Below are 17205 nucleotides of genomic sequence, written 5' to 3'. Positions count from 1 at the left end.
GCTACGTGTTTGTTCCCGAGATTCCACGAGCAAGGGGTGCTGAGAGACACCCGAGATCTGTTCAATCCGGCGTTTTTGCGGGCGGCGTGGTGTGCCGGAGGAAGTCCAAGGCGCCTTGCAGGATGTAAGCAGCCGCCATCTTGTCGACCACCTCGACACGCCGGCGCCGGCTCATATCCGCCTCGCCGATCAGAAAGCGTTCCACCACAGCCGTCGAGAGGCGTTCGTCCCAGAAGGCCACAGGAAGGTCGAGGCCGGCGATCTCGGAGAGATTGCGCGCAAACTGCCGGGTCGAGCGCGCGCGCTTGCCTTCCGTTCCGTCCATGTTGAGCGGCAAACCGATGATGAGTGCGCCGACGTTGTGGGCTTCGCACAGTGCGGCCAGCTTGGCTGCGTCCTCGCGAAAACGGCTGCGCTTGATCGTCTCCAGTGGAGACGCAAGGGTGAAGTCACTTGTTCCTAGCGCAAGGCCAATCGTCTTCTCGCCGAGGTCAAGCCCAAGGGGCCGGCTGCGCGCAGGCATGCACGAAGGCAGGTCTCGCAGATCGATGACGGTCATGGGAGAAAGGCCCCGATTACGAGCGGCTTGCCGCGATTCACGGCTGATCACCTTGCCTGCCGATTGTCGCAGCCCTGGCCGAATCGTCTTTTCCGGCAGCAACTGGTTGGGCAGAGTGTACCCATAAAGGGCCTGAACACCAGTCCCTCCAAGGGTTTGCCATTGTTAACTCTTCGTACACTTCTTTCCACCCTGTGTTGCTTTCTGGCCGTCGCGCTTTTCGCAGACGAAAGCCGATCCCAGGGGCATGATCGCGTACTTCGCGTGGCCTGGTCCCTGCAGGCACCCTATCAGTTTTTGCGCTCGGGCAGCGAGGTCGAGCATGTCACCGGCATTGATGTGGCGATGTTTCGGGCTGCGGCGGCACAGGCCGGCCTGAGCGCGATCTTCAGTCAGTTGCCCTGGGACGAAGCCTTGGAGCGGGTGGAAGAGGGCAGCATCGACGTCCTTCTGGGTGCCTTCCCGACACCGACGCGCGCAGAATATGCCTACTTCTCCGACCCCATCCGCTTTGCGACGGAAAAGCTCTTCCTGCCCCGCGATCGTATGCCCCATGCACGCTCCCTGGAAGAGCTGCTGGACGCACTGGAGCGCGACAAGCTTCGGATTGCGGCGATCGAGGATTTCGAACTCGGCGAGGGCTTCGACCGCTTCCGCCACGATCCGGAAAGCGCCGACCTGATTGTGCCCACATCTGATCTGGCGCAAAGCCTTCATCTGCTTGAACGGGGAGAAGTTGACGGCTTCGTCATGGACCGCCTGGCGGGTTATCACGAGTTGTCCAAGCGACACATGTGGAGTCTTCAGTCGCACCCCGTTCCGATTTATGAGGAAGATATCGTCGCGCTTTTTTCGCGTGCCTCCGTGGATCCCGGTCTGGTCGAGCATTTCAACTGGGGGCTGCAGCAGGTCTATGAGGACGGCCAGCAACTCGTCATCGAGCGACGTTTCGTCTTACCGGTCATGCTCGACATGGCGCTCTACGGTGCCTGGTTCGAGATCATCCTGATTGTGGGAATGGTGGCGTTTTCCATCTCGGCCGTGGTGATTGCCCGTACCGGCGACTACGGCCTGTTCGGGGCCGTTGTGCTGGCGTCGCTCCCGGCGTTAGGCGGCGGCGTGGTGCGCGATGTCTTCATCCTTCGCGAGCCGTACATATTCGCCTTTCCCGTGTACGTCCACATCGTGCTCGGCACTCTGGCGGTAGGCTTCCTCATCAATCGTGTGCTCGCGCGCTTGCGCGGCCGCTCCCTGCTCTTCTTCGATTTCGTCAATCTGGTGCTTCTGATGCGCCAGCGGATCCAGCCAAAGTTGCTAATGGAGGTTTTCGACGCCGCCGGCATCGCTGCCTTCACCGTCGTGGCGGTCACCATTGCGGTGGAGTTCGGGCGCGACCCACTCTGGCTCTGGGGGCCTGTGCTCGCGGCACTGACGGCTACCGGCGGGGCGATCATCCGGGACATGATCCGCAAGGACAGCGGCAACGAGATCCTCCACCATTCCTTCTACGGGGAGACGGTGATTATCTGGTCGCTGCCGCTCTCACTCTACCTACAGTACTTTGGGCTTTCAGCTGAACCGCAGGTCATCTTCTGGGCGCTGATGACCACCATGGGCGGGATCTTCGCGACGCGCATCGCATTCGTGGCCTGCGGCTGGTCGGGCCCTCGCTATTGATGGCGGAGACGGCCCGTCCTGCGCGACCGGATCGGCCTTGAGCCCGCCTGTCGGTAGCGATTCAAGTTGTCCATTGCCGAGGTGTAGATCGTAAAGTGCAGTCGCCGTTTCGTTACCATCCTGGCCGAATCGGCTTTCTTGGCGGTAACTGGTTGGGCAAACTGTACGTCTAAAGCGTGTAAACACCACCCCTGCCCAGAGTCGTTACCTTGTCCCCGCTCCGTGCCCTTCTCTCCACAATCTGTTGCTTGCTGGCGGTCGCGGTATTTGCCGGTGAGTCCCGTGCCCAGGGTCACGACCGCGTCCTGCGCGTGGCCTGGTCACTGCAAGCACCCTATCAGTTCCTGCGCTCGGACAGCGAGATAGCGCACGTCACTGGAATCGACGTGACCACCTTCAGAGCGGCGGCGGAACATGCTGGGTTGAGCGTGGTGTTGGACCAGGTTCCCTGGGAGCAGGCTCTCAAGGGTGTTGAAGAGGGCAGCATTGACGCCGTCCTGGCCGCGTACCCGACACCAGAACGTGCCACCTACGCCCACTTCTCAGATCCGATCCGCTTTGCGACCGAGAATATCTTCCTTCCGGCTAACCGAATGCCGACAGCCAATACCCTGCCGGAACTCTTGGACGGACTGATAAGCGAGCAACTGCGTATTGCCGTGGTCGAGGACTATGATCTTGGCGCCACTTTCAACAGGTTCCGTGACGACCCGGCGCATGCCGATGTAATCGTCCAGACGGTCGACCTGGCACAGAGTCTCCACCTGCTTGAGACGGGAGAAGTGGACGGCTTCGTCATGGATCGCCTGGCCGGTTATCACGAACTTTCCGAACGACATCTGTGGGGCCTGGAATCACACCCTTTGCCGATTCTTGAGGAAGATGTCGTTGCGCTCTTCTCGCGCGCCTCGGTCGCTCCCGGTCTTGTCGAACGTTTCAACTGGGGGCTGGAACGGGTTTACGAGAGCGGCGAACGCCAGGTCATCGAAAGACGTTTCGTCCTGCCCGTCTTGTTGGACATTGCGCTCTACGGCGCTTGGTTCGAGATCATTCTGATCATTGGCATGGTGTCTTTTTCCATCTCCGCTGTGGTGATCGCCCGGGCGGGTGACTACGGCATTTTCGGTGCGGTGGTGTTGGCCTCGTTGCCGGCGTTGGGTGGAGGGGTGGTGCGAGATCTGCTCATCCTGCGCGAGCCTTACATCTTTGACGAACCAGTGTACGTGTATATCGTACTCGCCACTCTCGCCGCGGGGTTTTTGATCAACCGTGTTCTTGATCGGTTGCGCGGGCGCTCGCTTCTGCTCTTCGATCTCGTTAATTTGCTCCTGATCATACGACAGCGCGCAAAGCCACAGATACTGTTGGAATTATTCGACACGGCAGGTATCGCCGCACTAACGGTGCTGGCCGTGACCATCGCGGTGGAGTTTGGCCGCCACCCTCTCTGGCTCTGGGGCCCTGTACTCGCCGCTTTGACGGCTGCGGGCGGTGCAATCATCCGCGACATGATCCGCAATGACAGCGGTAACGCTATCCTGCATCATGCCTTCTATGCCGAGACCGTGATCCTCTGGTCGCTGGGGCTGTCGCTTTATCTGCAGTATTTCGGTCTCTCGGCGGAGCCGCACGTCATCTTTTGGGCTTTGATGACGACGATGGGCGGCATACTCGCAACGCGTATCGCTTTCGTTGTTTTCGGCTGGTCGGGGCCTCGGTATTGAAGGCGGCACGCATTCGATTCCCGGGAGTTGATTGCGCGCGCGCCCGCCTTGCCGGTCACCGGGGCCGGTGCTAGGTTCCGCGCCATTCCGAGTTTCGGATCAGCACGACGTAACAACGAGGATAGGGCAGCATGTCGGTCAACCTGGAAACGGTCCGGCACATCGCCAAGCTTGCGCGGGTTCGGGTCGAGCCGGCACAGGCCGAGGCACTGGTGGGCGAACTGAACAACATCCTCGGCTGGGTGGAGCAACTGGGCGAGCTCGACACCAAGGATGTGCCGCCCATGACCTCGGTCGTGGAGCGCGGCCAGCCCCTGCGTGAGGATCAGGTGACCGAGGGGGGCGATCCCGAGCCGGTGCTGTGCAATGCGCCCGATTCCGCCCATGGCTTCTTTGTCGTCCCGAAGGTGGTGGAATAATGAGTGCTCCCACCCGCATGACCCTCGCGCAGGCGCGCGATGCCCTTGCCTCCAAGGAGATTTCGGCCCGCGAGCTGACCGAAGCCCATCTGGCTGCGGTCGAGGCAGCGCGGCCGCTCAACGCCTACACGGTCGAGACGCCGGAGAAGGCCCTGTCCATGGCCGATGCCTCGGATGCGCGGCTCGCCAAGGGCGAGGCAGGTCCACTTGAAGGCATCCCGCTCGCGATCAAGGACCTCTTCTGCACCGAAGGCGTGGCGTCCACCGCTGGCAGCCACATCCTCAAGGACTTCAAGCCCGCCTACGAGTCCACCGTAACCGCCAATCTCTGGCGCGATGGGGCAGTGATGCTGGGCAAGGTCAACATGGACGAGTTCGCCATGGGCTCTTCCAATATGACCAGCACCTATGGCGGCGTGGTCAATCCCTGGCAACGCAGCGGCAGCGACGAGAAGCTGGTGCCGGGTGGCTCCTCCGGAGGGTCGGCAGCGGCCGTTGCCGCGCGCTGCGCCCTGGGGGCAACGGGCACAGATACCGGCGGCTCGATCCGCCAACCGGCCTCCTTCACCGGCATTGTCGGCCTGAAGCCCACCTATGGGCGCTGTTCGCGCTGGGGCATCATCGCCTTTGCGTCCTCGTTGGATCAGGCCGGGCCCATGGCGCGCTCGGTGCGGGACTGCGCGATCCTGCTGCGCTCCATGGTCGGTTACGACCCCAAGGACTCCACCTCGGTGGACATGGCGGTGCCGGATTTCGAGCAGGCGCTGACCGGCGACATTCGCGGCCTGAAGGTGGGTATTCCCAAAGAGTATCGTGTCGACGGCATGCCGGCGGAAATCGAAGGCCTTTGGCAGCAGGGCATCGATTGGCTGAAGGCGGCCGGTGCGGAACCGGTGGAGATTTCCCTGCCTCACACCAAGTACGCGCTGCCGACCTACTACATCGTCGCGCCGGCGGAGGCCTCGTCCAACCTGGCGCGCTATGACGGCGTGCGCTACGGCCTGCGGGTCGAAGGCGAGAGCCTGGATGAGATGTACGAAGCCACCCGAGGGGCGGGCTTCGGCGACGAGGTCAAGCGCCGCATCCTGATCGGCACCTATGTGCTCTCGGCCGGCTACTACGACGCCTATTACAACAAGGCCCGGCAGGTGCGCACCCTGATCGCGCGGGATTTCAAGGCCGCCTACGAGACGGTGGACGTGATCCTGACCCCGACGGCGCCTTCGGCGGCTTTCGCCATGGGCGCCAACATGGATGACCCCATCGCCATGTACCTCAACGACGTCTTCACGGTGCCGGCCAGCCTGGCGGGCCTGCCCGGCATCTCCGTGCCGGCGGGGCTGTCGACGGATGGCCTGCCGCTGGGTCTGCAGCTCATCGGGCGGGCGTTCGACGAGGAGACCCTGGTGCGGGCTGCCGGTGTGCTGGAAGAAGCGGCTGCTTTCACGGCAGAGCCGGCCTTCATCGCCGGTGCCTGAACCGACGATGAGGATGTGTCACGGAATGAAGCAAGTGGACGGGCGACGGGCATGGCTCTGATCGAAGGCGAGACGGGTAAGTGGGAAATGGTCATCGGGCTGGAGGTCCATGCCCAGGTCATTTCCAATGCAAAGCTCTTTTCCGGCGCATCCACGGCTTTCGGTGCGACGCCGAACTCCCAGGTGTCGCTGGTTGACGCCGCCATGCCGGGCATGCTGCCGGTGCTGAACCGCGAGTGCGTGGCGCAGGCGGTGCGGACCGGGCTGGGCCTGAAGGCGCAGATCAACCTGACCTCGGTTTTCGAGCGCAAGAACTACTTCTATCCCGACCTGCCTCAGGGCTATCAGATCAGCCAGTATCAGCAGCCGATCGTCGGTGAAGGCGTGCTGACCATCGATCTGCCGGACGGCAGCACCAAGGAAATCGGCATTGAGCGCCTGCATCTGGAGCAGGACGCCGGCAAGTCGATGCACGACCAGGACCCGCGCCGCACCTTCGTCGATCTCAACCGCTCGGGCGTTGCGCTGATGGAGATCGTTTCCAAGCCTGAAATCGGCTCTGCCGAAGAGGCCGGCGCCTACATCCGCAAGTTGCGCTCCATCCTGCGCTACCTCGGCACCTGCGACGGCAACATGGAGGAAGGCAGCCTGCGCTGCGACGTCAATCTCTCCATGCGCCGCCCCGGCGAGCCGCTGGGCACGCGCACCGAGACCAAGAACGTGAACTCCATCCGTTACGTGCAGCAGGCCATCGAGTATGAAGCTCGCCGTCAGGTCGAGGTGCTGGAAGCCGGCGGGACGATCGAGCAGGAAACCCGTCTCTTCGATGCGCGCAAGGGTGAGAGCCGCTCCATGCGCAGCAAGGAGGAGGCGCATGACTATCGCTACTTCCCGGACCCCGACCTTCTGCCGCTGGTACTGGAGCAGGACTTCGTCGACGGCCTGGCCGCCGAGCTGCCGGAGCTGCCCGACGAGAAGAAGCGCCGCTTCATGGAGAACTACGGGCTGTCGATTTATGACGCCGGCGTGCTCGTCGCGGAGCAGGCCAATGCGGCCTTCTATGAGTCCGTGCTGGCCGGCGGCAAGCGTGACCCCAAGCTCGCGGCCAACTGGGTGACGGTGAACTACTTCGGTGCCCTGAACGCCTCGGGCAGGGACCTGGATGACGCACCGGTGGATGCGGCGAAGCTGGGCGGCCTGCTCGATCTGATCGCCGATGGCACGGTGTCCTCCCGCCTGGCCAAGGAGGTCTTCGAAGCGATGTGGGAGAGCGGCAAGGATGCCACCACCATCGTCGACGAGAAGGGGCTGAAGCAGATCACCGACGAGGGCGCGATCGAGGCCATCGTGGACAAGGTGATCGCCGACAATCCCGGCCAGGTGGAGCAATATAGCAGCGGCGCCAATCCCAAGGTCATCGGCTGGTTTGTCGGCCAGGTGATGAAGGCGAGCCAGGGCAAGGCCAATCCCGCCAGCGTGAACCAGATCCTCAAGCGAAAGCTCGGCGGCTAACGGGCCGGTTTACCCGGCCTCGTCGAGCGCGGCCTTTCTTCTCCTGCTACAGGTCAGGTGCCCGTGCCTGCAGCCCTTCAGCGCGCTCTTCTCTTCTGCATGCCGGCGGTCTTCGTGCTGCTGTGGTCGACGGGCTTCATCGGCGCGATCTGGGGACTGCCTTATGCCGAGCCCTTCACCTTTCTGACCCTGCGTTTCGCGCTCACCGTGGCGCTGCTCTTGCCGCTGCTGTTGGTCTTTCGGGCACTTCAATTCGAATCCAAAACCCAGATCCTACACATCGCTGTGGTCGGCCTCCTGGTCCACGCGGTCTATCTCGGCGGTGCCTTCGGCGGCATGGCGCGGGGCTTGCCGGCCGCCTACTCGGCGCTGATCGTCAGCCTGCAACCGCTCCTGACCGCCGTGCTTGTCGGGCCTCTGCTGGGCGAAAGGGTGACCCTGCGTCAGGTGCTTGGCCTACTGCTCGGCCTGATGGGGGTGACGCTGGTGCTGGCGGAGAAGTTGGCGCCGGCGGACAGCGGCAGCGTTTTTGAGGGCTTCGACCTCTGGGCCATCGTTTTTTCGCTGGGCGCCCTGCTGGGTATGACGCTGGGCGTGGTCTATCAGAAGCGCTTTTGCGGCCAGGTCCACCTCTGGAGCGGTGCCCTGGTCCAGTACGCGGCAGCGGGCCTGGTCACTGGCGCGGTCGCCTTTGCCTTTGAGAGCAATGAGATCCAGTGGACAGGCGACTTCCTCTTCGCGCTGGGTTGGCTGACCTTGGTGCTGTCACTGGGGGCGGTCAGCCTGCTGATGCTGCTGATCCGACTGGGCGAGGCGGCGCGCACCGCCAGCCTCTTCTATCTCGTGCCCCCGGCAACGGCGACCTCCGCCTGGCTGCTCTTCGGCGACCGGATGGGCCCGCTGGCCCTGGCTGGCATGGCCGTTGCCGTCCTGGGTGTTGCGTTGGTGGTGGTACGCCGCAGCCCAGGCTGATCATGCGATCAGGCCTCTTCGCGGGTAATCAGGGCGATGAGCACGACCCCGATCATCAGCAGGAAGCGCGCGGCGGCGCTCTGGCCGTTCCAGGTTTCGGACTGCCACATAGCGAACCATTCCCCGCCGATGGTCATGAAGCCTACGGCATAGAGCAGGAATCCCGCGGTGAGGCCGAGAACCGCTGCGGGCCGAGCCTGGGCGAAGGCAACGCGATCATCGCTGGCCTCCCAAAGGCGGTACGCGCCATACCAGCAGAGCAGGGCGGTCACGGCCTGCCAGGCGATGATGAAGCCATAGGCCGCATGATGGATCGCCGGACTGGTGAGCGCCCGCCAGGAGAGGGCGGAATCCGGGAAGATCGTGTCCATCGAGAGCACATGCTGCACGAAGGCGAAGTTGCTGCCGTAGTCGGTGATGTTGCCGAAGGCGACCAGGGTGAAGAAGAGCGCGATGCCGGCCACGAGAGTCGCCTTGCAGCGGCGGATCAGGATCATGGATGGCACCCCCCTGGCTTCTGGTCAGCGCTCGGTCAGCTTGAGCTCGATGCGCCGATTGCGTTGAAAGGCTGTGTCGCTGTCGCTCGGGTCGAGCGGCTGGTACTCGCCGAAACCGGCGGCCACCAGCCGGTTGGGCGGGATCTCCTCCTGAATCAAGAGCCGCACGACCGAGATGGCTCGGGCGCTCGACAGCTCCCAGTTTGAGGGGAAGAGCGGAGTCGAGATCGGGCGACGGTCGGTGTGGCCATCGACGCGCAGAACCCAATCAATGTCGTCGGGAATCTGTTCGGCGATGTCACGCAGCAGGCTCGCCAGTTGCCGGATCTGCGCGCGTCCCTCGGCCTGCAGGGAGTCCGAGCCGCTGGGGAAGAGCACTTCGGCCTGGAAGACGAAGCGATCGCCGACGATGCGGACGTTCGGATTGTCGTCACCCAAAATTTCCCGCAGTCGCCCGAAGAACTCTGAGCGATAGCGCGCCAGTTCCTGCACACGGCTGGCCAGGGCCATGTTGAGCCGGCGCCCGAGATCCGCGATCTGCACCTGCTGCTCGCGCTCGCGTTCTTCGGTGGCCTCCAGAGCGCTTTGCAGGGCGGCAAGCTGCCGGCGCAAGGCGGCGATCTGGCTGTTGAGCAGTTCGACGCGCTGCTGAGCCTCGCTCGCCAGTTCGGACTCCGCCTGGAGTTGGCTTCCGCGGTCCTGCAGGCGTTGCATCAGGGCGTCGCGGGCCGCGCGCAATGTTCGAAGCTCGTCCAGTCGCTCGCGTTCGCTTTCGTCCATCTGCGCCAGTTGCGCTTCCAACTCGTCGATCCGCCGGTCGCGCTCGGCGATCTGTTCGCGCACCCGGGAGAGTGTTTCCTCGCTCAAGGCCAGCTCTTGTGTGCGGGCCTCGAGGCTTTCTTCCCGCTCGGCCAGCATGACCTCTCGCGCAGCCAGCATCTCCTCCAGCCGCTCCAGAGTGGTGCGGGTCAGCTGGATCTCATCTGCACGGGCTTCCAGAGCCTCCGCCTGGGCCGCAATTTCCTCGGATTGCCGGGCCGCGAGGTCCTCGCTTTCCGCTAGCGCTGCGCGGGTCTCCGACAGGTCGGTTTCGCTGCGCTCCAGCTCTTCGCGGGTGCTGGCCAGAAGCGCTTCGCGTTCGGCCACCTGCTGCTCCAAGTCCTCGAGCGCGGCACGGCTTTCGGCCAGCAGGGCCTCGGTGGCCCGCAGGTCGTTCTCCCGATCAGCCACCTGCTGCTTGAGCTCGTTGCGCAGATCACGCAGCAGCGCCAGTTCGGCCAGCTGAACCTGAATGGTTTCGCGATCGGCTTCGATGGTGTCCTCGGCCTCGAGCAGCGCCTGGTCGAGGCTGTCGCCCCGATTTTCGGCAAGCATCAGGTCCTGGCGCAGTTGCTCGCGACTTTCCGTGACCGCGAGCAGCTCTTCCTCCACGGACTCGTGTTCCTCCGACAGGGCGGTAAGCTGGGATGCCAGGGAGTCACGCTGATCCTCAACCCGCGCCAGTTCCTGCACCAGCGTTTCGCGCAGGGCCATGGAATCCTGCAGTTCGCTGGTGAGGCTGTCGAGCGTGCTGCGCAGTTCGCTGGTGGTTTCGCGCTCCAGGGCCAGGAGTTCGCTAAGCTCAGCGATCTGCTGGTCGAGCCGGGCCAGGCGCTCGTCACGCCCGCTCAGCGCAACGGAAAGGTAGTACTGCGCGATCACGAAGACCATCAGCACGAAAATCACCACCAGCAACAGCGTCGCCAGCCCGTCGACGAAGCCGGGCCAGATGTTGGTGGAGCGTGTACGACCGGTGCGGTTGAGCGAATACATGGGGTGCTGGGTCCGGCCTCAGCCTTCTTCCGCCAACGCGGCGATGGTGCGCGCCAGTAGACGTATCTCGCCGCGGATCTGTTCCACAGTCTGTTCTCGGCCGCCGCGCATCTCGCTTGCCATGCGGCTCAGGTGCATGTCGATGTTGCGGATGTGGTCGCGGGTGGCATCGTCCATCCCGCCGTTCGACATCTGCGCCTCGGAAAGCTGTGCGAGCAGGGGTCTGATCGCGGCATGGGTTTCCGCCAGCTTGCGCAAGACCTCCTGTTCCGTGCGCATTTGATCGGTGAGCAGCGTCAGGCGCTCGGTCAGGGTGGCGAGGTTGCGATTTGCGGTCTGCTTGTCCTCCTCGCCGCGCTGAATGGTATTCTGGAGGTTCTCAAGACTGTCGGCCGTCTGCTCCAACAGCGCCTGCAGGTAGGCCGGCACCGAGGCCTCGCCTTCGCCGCCGCCGAAGCTGCTGCCGCCGATCCGGGTCATGCCCGAGAGCCATTCCTCCATCTCGTTCATGAAGCGGTTGTGGGCCTGGCCCGACTGCAGTTCGAGGAAGCCCAGGACAAGTGAGCCGGCGAGACCGAAAAGCGACGAGGAAAATGCCGTGCCCATGCCGCCCAGGGGGCGCTGCAGACCGCGCTGCAGGTCCCCGAACAGGGCAGCAGCGTCGCCATCGCCGAGAGACAGCGCACCGATCGTCTCGCCCACGGCATCCACCGTCTCCACCAAGCCCCAGAAGGTGCCCAGAAGGCCAAGGAAGATCAGCAGACCGATCAGATAGCGGGAGATGTCGTGGCTTTCGTCGATCCGCAGGCGGATGCCGTCCTGCAGCGTGCGCATCGCCATGGCCGAAAGGGTGATGCGTCCCTTGCGCTCGCGCAGCATGCGCGCCATTGGGCCGAGCAGGCGCGGCGCGTCGAGCTGGGTCATCTGACCGGGAAAGATCAGCCCACCGCTGCTTTCGCGCTTCAACTGTTCAAGGAACGCAATCTCTCGCCGCAGCAGGAACACCTGCCGAAAGGAGTAGATTATTCCCAGAACGAGGACCCCGAGGATCATCCCGTTCAGGACCGCATTGGCGAAGAAGGCATCCGCCAACTGCGGGTAGAGCGCAGCGCCGGCGGCCAGCACAAGGGCGAGAAAGATGCCCATGCGGATGAGGTAAATTTGGGGACGCGTCATTGCTTAGACTGTTCTGTTAATCGATCGGCGCAAGCGCAGCCTAGTGCAGTTGTCCCCTTGAGGAAATTGCCGATCCATCCGTTGCACGCAGATTCTTCCGTTTTTCAACGCTCTGCAGGCAGAATGTCGACGCGGTCGGCCGGCTGACCGCTTGCGCTGCGCCCGATGGCGCGCACGTCCATCCGGGTGGAGCGGATGCCCTGGTCGAGCAGGAAGGCGCGCACGGCCAGTGCCCTGGAAAGTGACAGGCGCCGTGCGCCGCTCATGTCTTGGTCGTAGTCTGCTGCATATGCCTCCAGGCGCATGCGCTGGCTTTCCTCTTCGCGCAGTTGTTGCGCGAGCGACAGCAGGCGATCCTCCATCGGCTGGGTGAGATCGGAAGAGCCGCTGTCGAACTCCAGCCGCACCCCTTCGGCGAGAGCAGGCGAGGGCAGTGCGGCCTGCTGAACAGGGCGTTCCTCTTCCTCGAAGACCTCGAGATCGATCTCCTGTTCCTCTGGCTCGCTGGGTTGCGCACTGACCGCCGGCGCAGCGGTACCTTCGGTGTCAGCCTGCTCGGCGGGTGGCTCTTCCTGCTGATCCTGCGTTGGTGCGTCCTGCTCCGGCCGCGCCCGCGGTTCGGGCGTGGGCTGAGCCGGGGCCTCTGTGGGTTCGGAAGGCTGCTCCTCGGGCTTACCCACATCACGCGCCGGTTCGGCGGTCGGTTCGCTTGGCGCTGCGGGCTCGCTCGGCGTTTGCGATGAGTCTGGTACTTCCGTGGCGGTTTGTGTCTCTGCCGCTTCCGGCAGCAAGCCTCGTGGTCGTGTGGGAGGCACCGGGGGCAGGGCGGCGTCCTGCTCAGGGGGTGCGGCGCCAGCAGCCGCGGCGCTGCGGGGCGCAGGTGCCGAAGCGGTGGCGCTGGGCTCCTCCCTGCGCGGCGGTGGGGCGGCGGGTGTCGGCGGCTGCCGCTCGCCGGTGGCGCGTGCTTCGGGCCTCTGCTGACCGCTGCTGCTCCCGGGTTCGATCAAAAGGCGGGAGCGAGGTGCGTCGCTTGGAGGGGGCAGAAGCCGTGCCGCCTGCAGCGCCGGCGGCAAGCCTTGGCCCATCGGTTGCGCGCTGTCGGCTTGATCGTTCGGCGCGCTCTGGAGCGTTTCACAGGCGCTCAACACCAGCATGCCGGAAAGCGCCAGAAATGGCAGTGCCATTCCCTTGGCGCGTCGTTCCCATCCGGCAGGCCGATGCATGCTCATCTCCCTATCGCTCTTGCCCCGATCCCTGCATCAACCCGCAGGGGTGCGACCGCGTTCCCCGGAATCCCGGGCAAATTCAGCCGCAAGGGTAGTGGAGCCGCCGTCCGGGCGACAAGCGCTTTCCGAGAGGTGCAGGGCGAAGAGGCCTCCCGAAGCAAGAGTTTAGCGGATCAGGCTCACGTCCTTCATGCCGACAAGGCGCAGCAGCAGGCGCACCAGCAACAGGGCGCCGACGACGGTTGCCATGATGCAGACCGAAAAAGCCGCGGCCTGGTTCGTGGCCCCGCGATCCTCCAGCAGCAGCACCGAAACGGCGGCGACCTGGGTCTGTGGCGTGATCAGGAAGATCACGGCCGACAGCGTGACCATGGAGCGCATGAAGAAGAACACGGCCACACCGATCAGGGTCGGCGCGATGAGCGGCAAGGTGACCTTGCGCAGTGTCTGGATGCGCGTGCCGCCCAAGGTGGCCGAGGCTTCGTCGAAGGTGCTGCTGATCTGCTTCATCGAGGTGGAAGCGATCAGAAAGCCTTGTGCGTGGTAGTAATAGACGTTGGCAATCGCGATGATGATGAGCGTGCCGTAGATCAGATAGACGGGGTTCGACGGGTTGTTGAAGGCCAGGATGTAGCCCAGGCCCAAGACCATACCTGGCACCGCCGCCGGCAGGATCGAGAGGAAGTAGAGCGGCCGCGTGACCGGCGACTTGAACTTCTCGATCACGTAGGCCGAGGCCGTCACCACCACGACGCCAACGCCGGCCGCCATGAGCGAGATGTAGATCGAGTTCCACAGCGGTTCGATGCCGTTCTGCACGTCGAAGGCATAGTGCCGCAGCGACATGCTCATGTTGTAGGGCCAGAGGTGCACGAAGCTGGCGAAGATCACCACGGCAACGATCGAGAGGATCATCAGGGCGATAACGGCCGAGATGCCGGCAAAGGTGAGATCGCGCATCCGGTCCGGCACGATGACCAAGGGGCGGGACTGGTCGGAGACCAGGGAGTACTGCCGCCGGCTGATGTACTTTTCCAGGATGGCTGCCACGGCGGCGGGAACCAGCAGCACCATGCCGATCACCGTGCCACGTTCGAAGTTCGCCTGACCGATCACCTGGTTGTAGACCTCGGTTGCGAGCACGTTGTAGTTCGCGCCAATCACCATGGGGTTGCCGAAATCGGTGATGACCAGGGTGAAGCAAACGAAGACCGATGCGGCCAGGCCGTACTTGGTGGACGGCAGGGTCACGGTCCGGAAGGTGCGCCAGGGGCCCGCACCCAGCATCTTGGCGGACTCGTAGAGTCGCGAATCGGTCACGGCCAACGCGGTTGAGAGGATCAGGAAGGCGTAGGGAAAGACATAGAGGACCATCGAAATGACGATCCCCCAATAGCCGTAGATTTCGATTTCCGTGCCGAAGGTGCGGTTGATCAGGCCGTTGCGGCCGAAGAGCAGAACAAGGCCCTGAGCCTGCACCAGGGAGGGGGCGAAGAGGGGAACGAGCGCGACGATGCGCAGCAGGTTCTTGCCCGGCATGAGGGTGCGCTGCACGGCGTAGGCGAAGGCATAGGCCATGATCACGGCAAAGGCCGTGGAGACCAGCGTGACCTCGAAGGAGTTGTAGAGAATGCCCTGGAAACGGGAGGTCGTGAGCATCGACAGGTAGTTGTCGAGCCCGAATCCCTCCGGCGTCGAGAAGCTGCGGCCGAGAATGAAGGCCAGGGGATAGACGATGAACAGCAGCAATGGCACGCCGACGAGGAGGCTGGCCACGATCATCGGTTTGCGGTCGTGATTGGGTTTCCTGGCAGCGCCCGCGCTGGCCGTGGCTGCACTCACCGCCATTCCAGCACCCGCAATGCGGCGGCCGGGAGTTCGGCCTGCAGCACTGTCCCCTCGGTCAAGGGCGGGCCATTGCCGGCGTGGACTTCGGCAACCAGCGGCGGGGTGTCGGCGTTCACTTCCAGAACGAGGTGGGTGATGTTGCCGAGAAAGATCATCTGTCGCACGCACACCGGAAGGCTGTTGGGAGTCCCGGTGCCGGTGGCGCTGGACAGTCGGATCTCTTCGGGGCGCAGTCCGAGCACGGCCGGAGTGCGGCCGGATGTGGGGCTTTCCAGTTGCAGCGGGTGTCCGGCGAAGCGCAGGGCGTCCGCACTGCCGTCCACGGGGCCGTCCACGGGCAGGACATTCATGCGGCCGATGAACTCGGCGACGAAACGCGTCTCGGGCTTCTGGTAGAGTTCATGGGCAGAGCCGACCTGCTCGATGCGCCCGGAGCGCATGACGACGACGCGGTCGGCCATGGTCAGCGCCTCTTCCTGGTCATGGGTGACCATGATGGTGGTGATGCCAAGGCGCTGCTGCAGCGCCCGGATCTCCAGGCGCAGATCCTCGCGCACCTTCGCATCCAGCGCCGAGAGCGGCTCGTCGAGGAGGAGCAGCGACGGATCGGGCGCCAGGGCACGGGCCAGGGCGATGCGCTGCTGCTGACCGCCGGACATCTGCGGCGGATACTTCTGCGCCTGGTCGGCAAGCTCAACCACGCGCAGCATCTCGTCCACCCGTTCGGCAATGCGGTTTCTCGGCCAGCGCCGGCATTCGAGGCCGTAGGCCACGTTGCGGGCCGCCGTCATGTTGGGAAAGAGGGAGTAGGACTGGAAAACCACCCCGAAGTTGCGCAGACGGGCCGGCACCGCGATGAGATCGCGGTCGTCCAGCAACACCTCGCCGCCATCGGCCTGCTCCAATCCGGCAACGACACGCAGCAGCGTGGTCTTGCCGCAGCCCGAGGGGCCCAGGAAACAGACGAACTCACCGGCATCGATGTCGAGAGAAACGCCGTCGAGCGCGGTCAGATTGCCGAATCGCTTCACGACCTCGCGAATGCGCAGGGACATAAGGGGGCTCCAGGAAGAAGGTAGGGACGCTCTGCTGCTGGGAGGATCGAGTGGCCGCTCGGCCGGCTTGCTCACGGTTCAAGCAAGCAGCGGGTGGAGGCGCTGTGGCCTCCACCCGGGCTGCGGAACGAACGGTGGTATCGAGCCTTACTCGGACTCGAACTCGGCCTGCCACTGCTCCAGGATGCGATCACGGTTTTCCGCCGACCAGGCGAAATCCATGTCGTACATCACCGCGCCGATGTCTTCCGGCAAGCCGGCGTCCAGGAAGTTCTGCGGGATGCTGCCGCCCGAGACCGTCACGATCTCCTTCCAGTCGTAGTATTCGTCCACGGCCGCGTCGCTCAGTGTCCAGTCGAGGAAGCGCTTGGCGGCGTCCTTGTTATCGGAACTCGCCATCAGGCCGTGGGCTTCCAGTTCGTTGCCCGCGCCCTCGGAGGGGAGCACCATGGTGATGGGATAGCCCTCGTTGATGTTCTTGATGGCACGCAGGGCGAAGGAGGCGCCGATGGCGTACTCGCCCTGGCTGGCGACGTTACAGGGGCGCGAGCCGCTCTTGATGTACTGCGCCATGTTCTTGTCGAGGGCGCGCAGGAACTCCCAGCCTTCTTCCTCGCCCTTCATCTGCAGCAGGGACGCGATCTGCAGGTAGCCGGTGCCCGAGCTGGCCGGGTTCGGCATGACGATCTCGCCCTCGTAGACCGGATCCAGCAGGTCTTCCCAGGAGCTGGGCATGGGCAGGCCCTTGTCTTCCAGGACCATGTTGTTGACGCAGAAAGCGCCCATGTAGCCGGTCACGGCGAACCAGCGCCCGTCGGGATCGCGGAAGCGCTCGGGCACGCGGTCGATGTTCGCGGGCTCGTAGGGCTCCAGCATGTCCTGGATGCGCGGATCGACCATGGAGGTGACAGCCCAGCCCCAGATCACATCGTGCTGGGGATTGCCGGCCTCGGCCAGGATGCGGGCATGCAGATCACCGGTGGACAGGCGCAGAACGTTGACTTCCAGATCGGGCAGATCTTCTTCCATACGGTTGAGGAAGGCGGCCAGCTCGTCTTCTTCATAGGAGGTGTAGACGGTGATGGAGTCGGCCTGTGCCGCTGCGATTCCGGCGACGGCGGCAATGGCCGTTCCGGCGATCAGCGAGCGGAAAAGCCCGCCCCTGCGATGACTGGACATGAATGTCTCCCCGTTTTGTTAAGGCGATAAACGCTCAGAACCCGGCTGAGTAGTCGAGCGTATCGTCCGAT

14 protein-coding genes are annotated in these 17205 nt (G+C 64.0%); 6 read left to right on the top strand and 8 right to left on the bottom strand.

The annotated features are described in order from the left end of the window. Positions 1-61 precede the first annotated feature (61 nt). Positions 62-559, bottom strand: coding sequence for a Holliday junction resolvase RuvX (gene ruvX / locus ABZ720_RS01600; protein ID WP_366553117.1), 498 nt, complete (start codon positions 557-559; stop codon positions 62-64). A 264-nt stretch (positions 560-823) separates the two neighbouring features. On the opposite strand from ruvX, the gene ABZ720_RS01595 reads away from it, so the two are divergent. The 6 genes from ABZ720_RS01595 to ABZ720_RS01570 all read left to right on the top strand — a co-directional run bounded on the left by ABZ720_RS01595 (position 824) and on the right by ABZ720_RS01570 (position 8341). Next, positions 824-2236: a TRIC cation channel family protein gene (locus ABZ720_RS01595; protein WP_366553115.1), complete on the top strand. Its 1413-nt coding sequence runs from the start codon at positions 824-826 to the stop codon at positions 2234-2236. A gap of 248 nt (positions 2237-2484) precedes the next feature. Then, positions 2485-3960, top strand: a complete 1476-nt coding sequence (locus ABZ720_RS01590; protein ID WP_366553113.1) for a TRIC cation channel family protein — start codon at positions 2485-2487, stop codon at positions 3958-3960. A 131-nt stretch (positions 3961-4091) separates the two neighbouring features. After that, positions 4092-4379, top strand: a complete 288-nt coding sequence (gatC, locus tag ABZ720_RS01585) for an Asp-tRNA(Asn)/Glu-tRNA(Gln) amidotransferase subunit GatC (RefSeq protein WP_366553111.1) — start codon at positions 4092-4094, stop codon at positions 4377-4379. Continuing rightward, positions 4379-5857 carry an Asp-tRNA(Asn)/Glu-tRNA(Gln) amidotransferase subunit GatA gene (gatA, locus tag ABZ720_RS01580; RefSeq protein ID WP_366553109.1) on the top strand — a complete coding sequence of 493 codons (1479 nt, stop codon included), beginning with the start codon at positions 4379-4381 and terminating at the stop codon, positions 5855-5857. The genes gatC and gatA overlap by 1 nt, the downstream gene beginning before the upstream one ends. 51 nt (positions 5858-5908) lie before the next feature. Then, entirely contained in the window at positions 5909-7369 is a 1461-nt protein-coding gene (gatB, locus tag ABZ720_RS01575; protein WP_366553107.1) for an Asp-tRNA(Asn)/Glu-tRNA(Gln) amidotransferase subunit GatB, read from the top strand. Between the two features lie 63 nt (positions 7370-7432). Next, positions 7433-8341 carry a DMT family transporter gene (locus tag ABZ720_RS01570; RefSeq protein ID WP_366553105.1) on the top strand — a complete coding sequence of 303 codons (909 nt, stop codon included), beginning with the start codon at positions 7433-7435 and terminating at the stop codon, positions 8339-8341. Positions 8342-8349: 8 nt separating this feature from the next. Here ABZ720_RS01570 and ABZ720_RS01565 read toward each other — a convergent pair whose 3' ends face one another. The 7 genes from ABZ720_RS01565 to ABZ720_RS01535 all read right to left on the bottom strand — a co-directional run bounded on the left by ABZ720_RS01565 (position 8350) and on the right by ABZ720_RS01535 (position 17134). Next, positions 8350-8838, bottom strand: coding sequence for a DUF2165 family protein (locus tag ABZ720_RS01565; RefSeq protein WP_366553102.1), 489 nt, complete (start codon positions 8836-8838; stop codon positions 8350-8352). Positions 8839-8862: 24 nt separating this feature from the next. Beyond that, positions 8863-10650, bottom strand: a complete 1788-nt coding sequence (locus tag ABZ720_RS01560) for a peptidoglycan -binding protein (protein ID WP_366553100.1) — start codon at positions 10648-10650, stop codon at positions 8863-8865. Between the two features lie 18 nt (positions 10651-10668). Further along, positions 10669-11826 (bottom strand): flagellar motor protein MotA, encoded by a 1158-nt coding sequence (locus ABZ720_RS01555; RefSeq protein ID WP_366553098.1) that lies wholly within the window; start codon positions 11824-11826, stop codon positions 10669-10671. 104 nt (positions 11827-11930) lie between these two features. Continuing rightward, a complete protein-coding gene (locus ABZ720_RS01550; protein ID WP_366553096.1) occupies positions 11931-13010 on the bottom strand; it encodes an OmpA family protein in 1080 nt (359 codons plus the stop codon). A gap of 207 nt (positions 13011-13217) precedes the next feature. Next, positions 13218-14900 (bottom strand): ABC transporter permease subunit, encoded by a 1683-nt coding sequence (locus ABZ720_RS01545; RefSeq protein WP_366553094.1) that lies wholly within the window; start codon positions 14898-14900, stop codon positions 13218-13220. Then, a complete protein-coding gene (locus ABZ720_RS01540) occupies positions 14891-15955 on the bottom strand; it encodes an ABC transporter ATP-binding protein (protein ID WP_366553092.1) in 1065 nt (354 codons plus the stop codon). The genes ABZ720_RS01545 and ABZ720_RS01540 overlap by 10 nt, the downstream gene beginning before the upstream one ends. Before the next feature lie 147 nt (positions 15956-16102). Continuing rightward, complete coding sequence (locus tag ABZ720_RS01535; RefSeq protein WP_366553090.1) at positions 16103-17134, bottom strand: ABC transporter substrate-binding protein; 1032 nt, start codon at positions 17132-17134, stop codon at positions 16103-16105. Positions 17135-17205 lie beyond the last annotated feature (71 nt).

This window comes from Aquibaculum sediminis, from assembly GCF_040712085.1.
Lineage (GTDB): Bacteria > Pseudomonadota > Alphaproteobacteria > Kiloniellales > DSM-21159 > Aquibaculum > Aquibaculum sediminis.
Note: the sequence above shows the minus strand (reverse complement) of the source record. Positions and strands in the feature narration are given on the sequence as shown.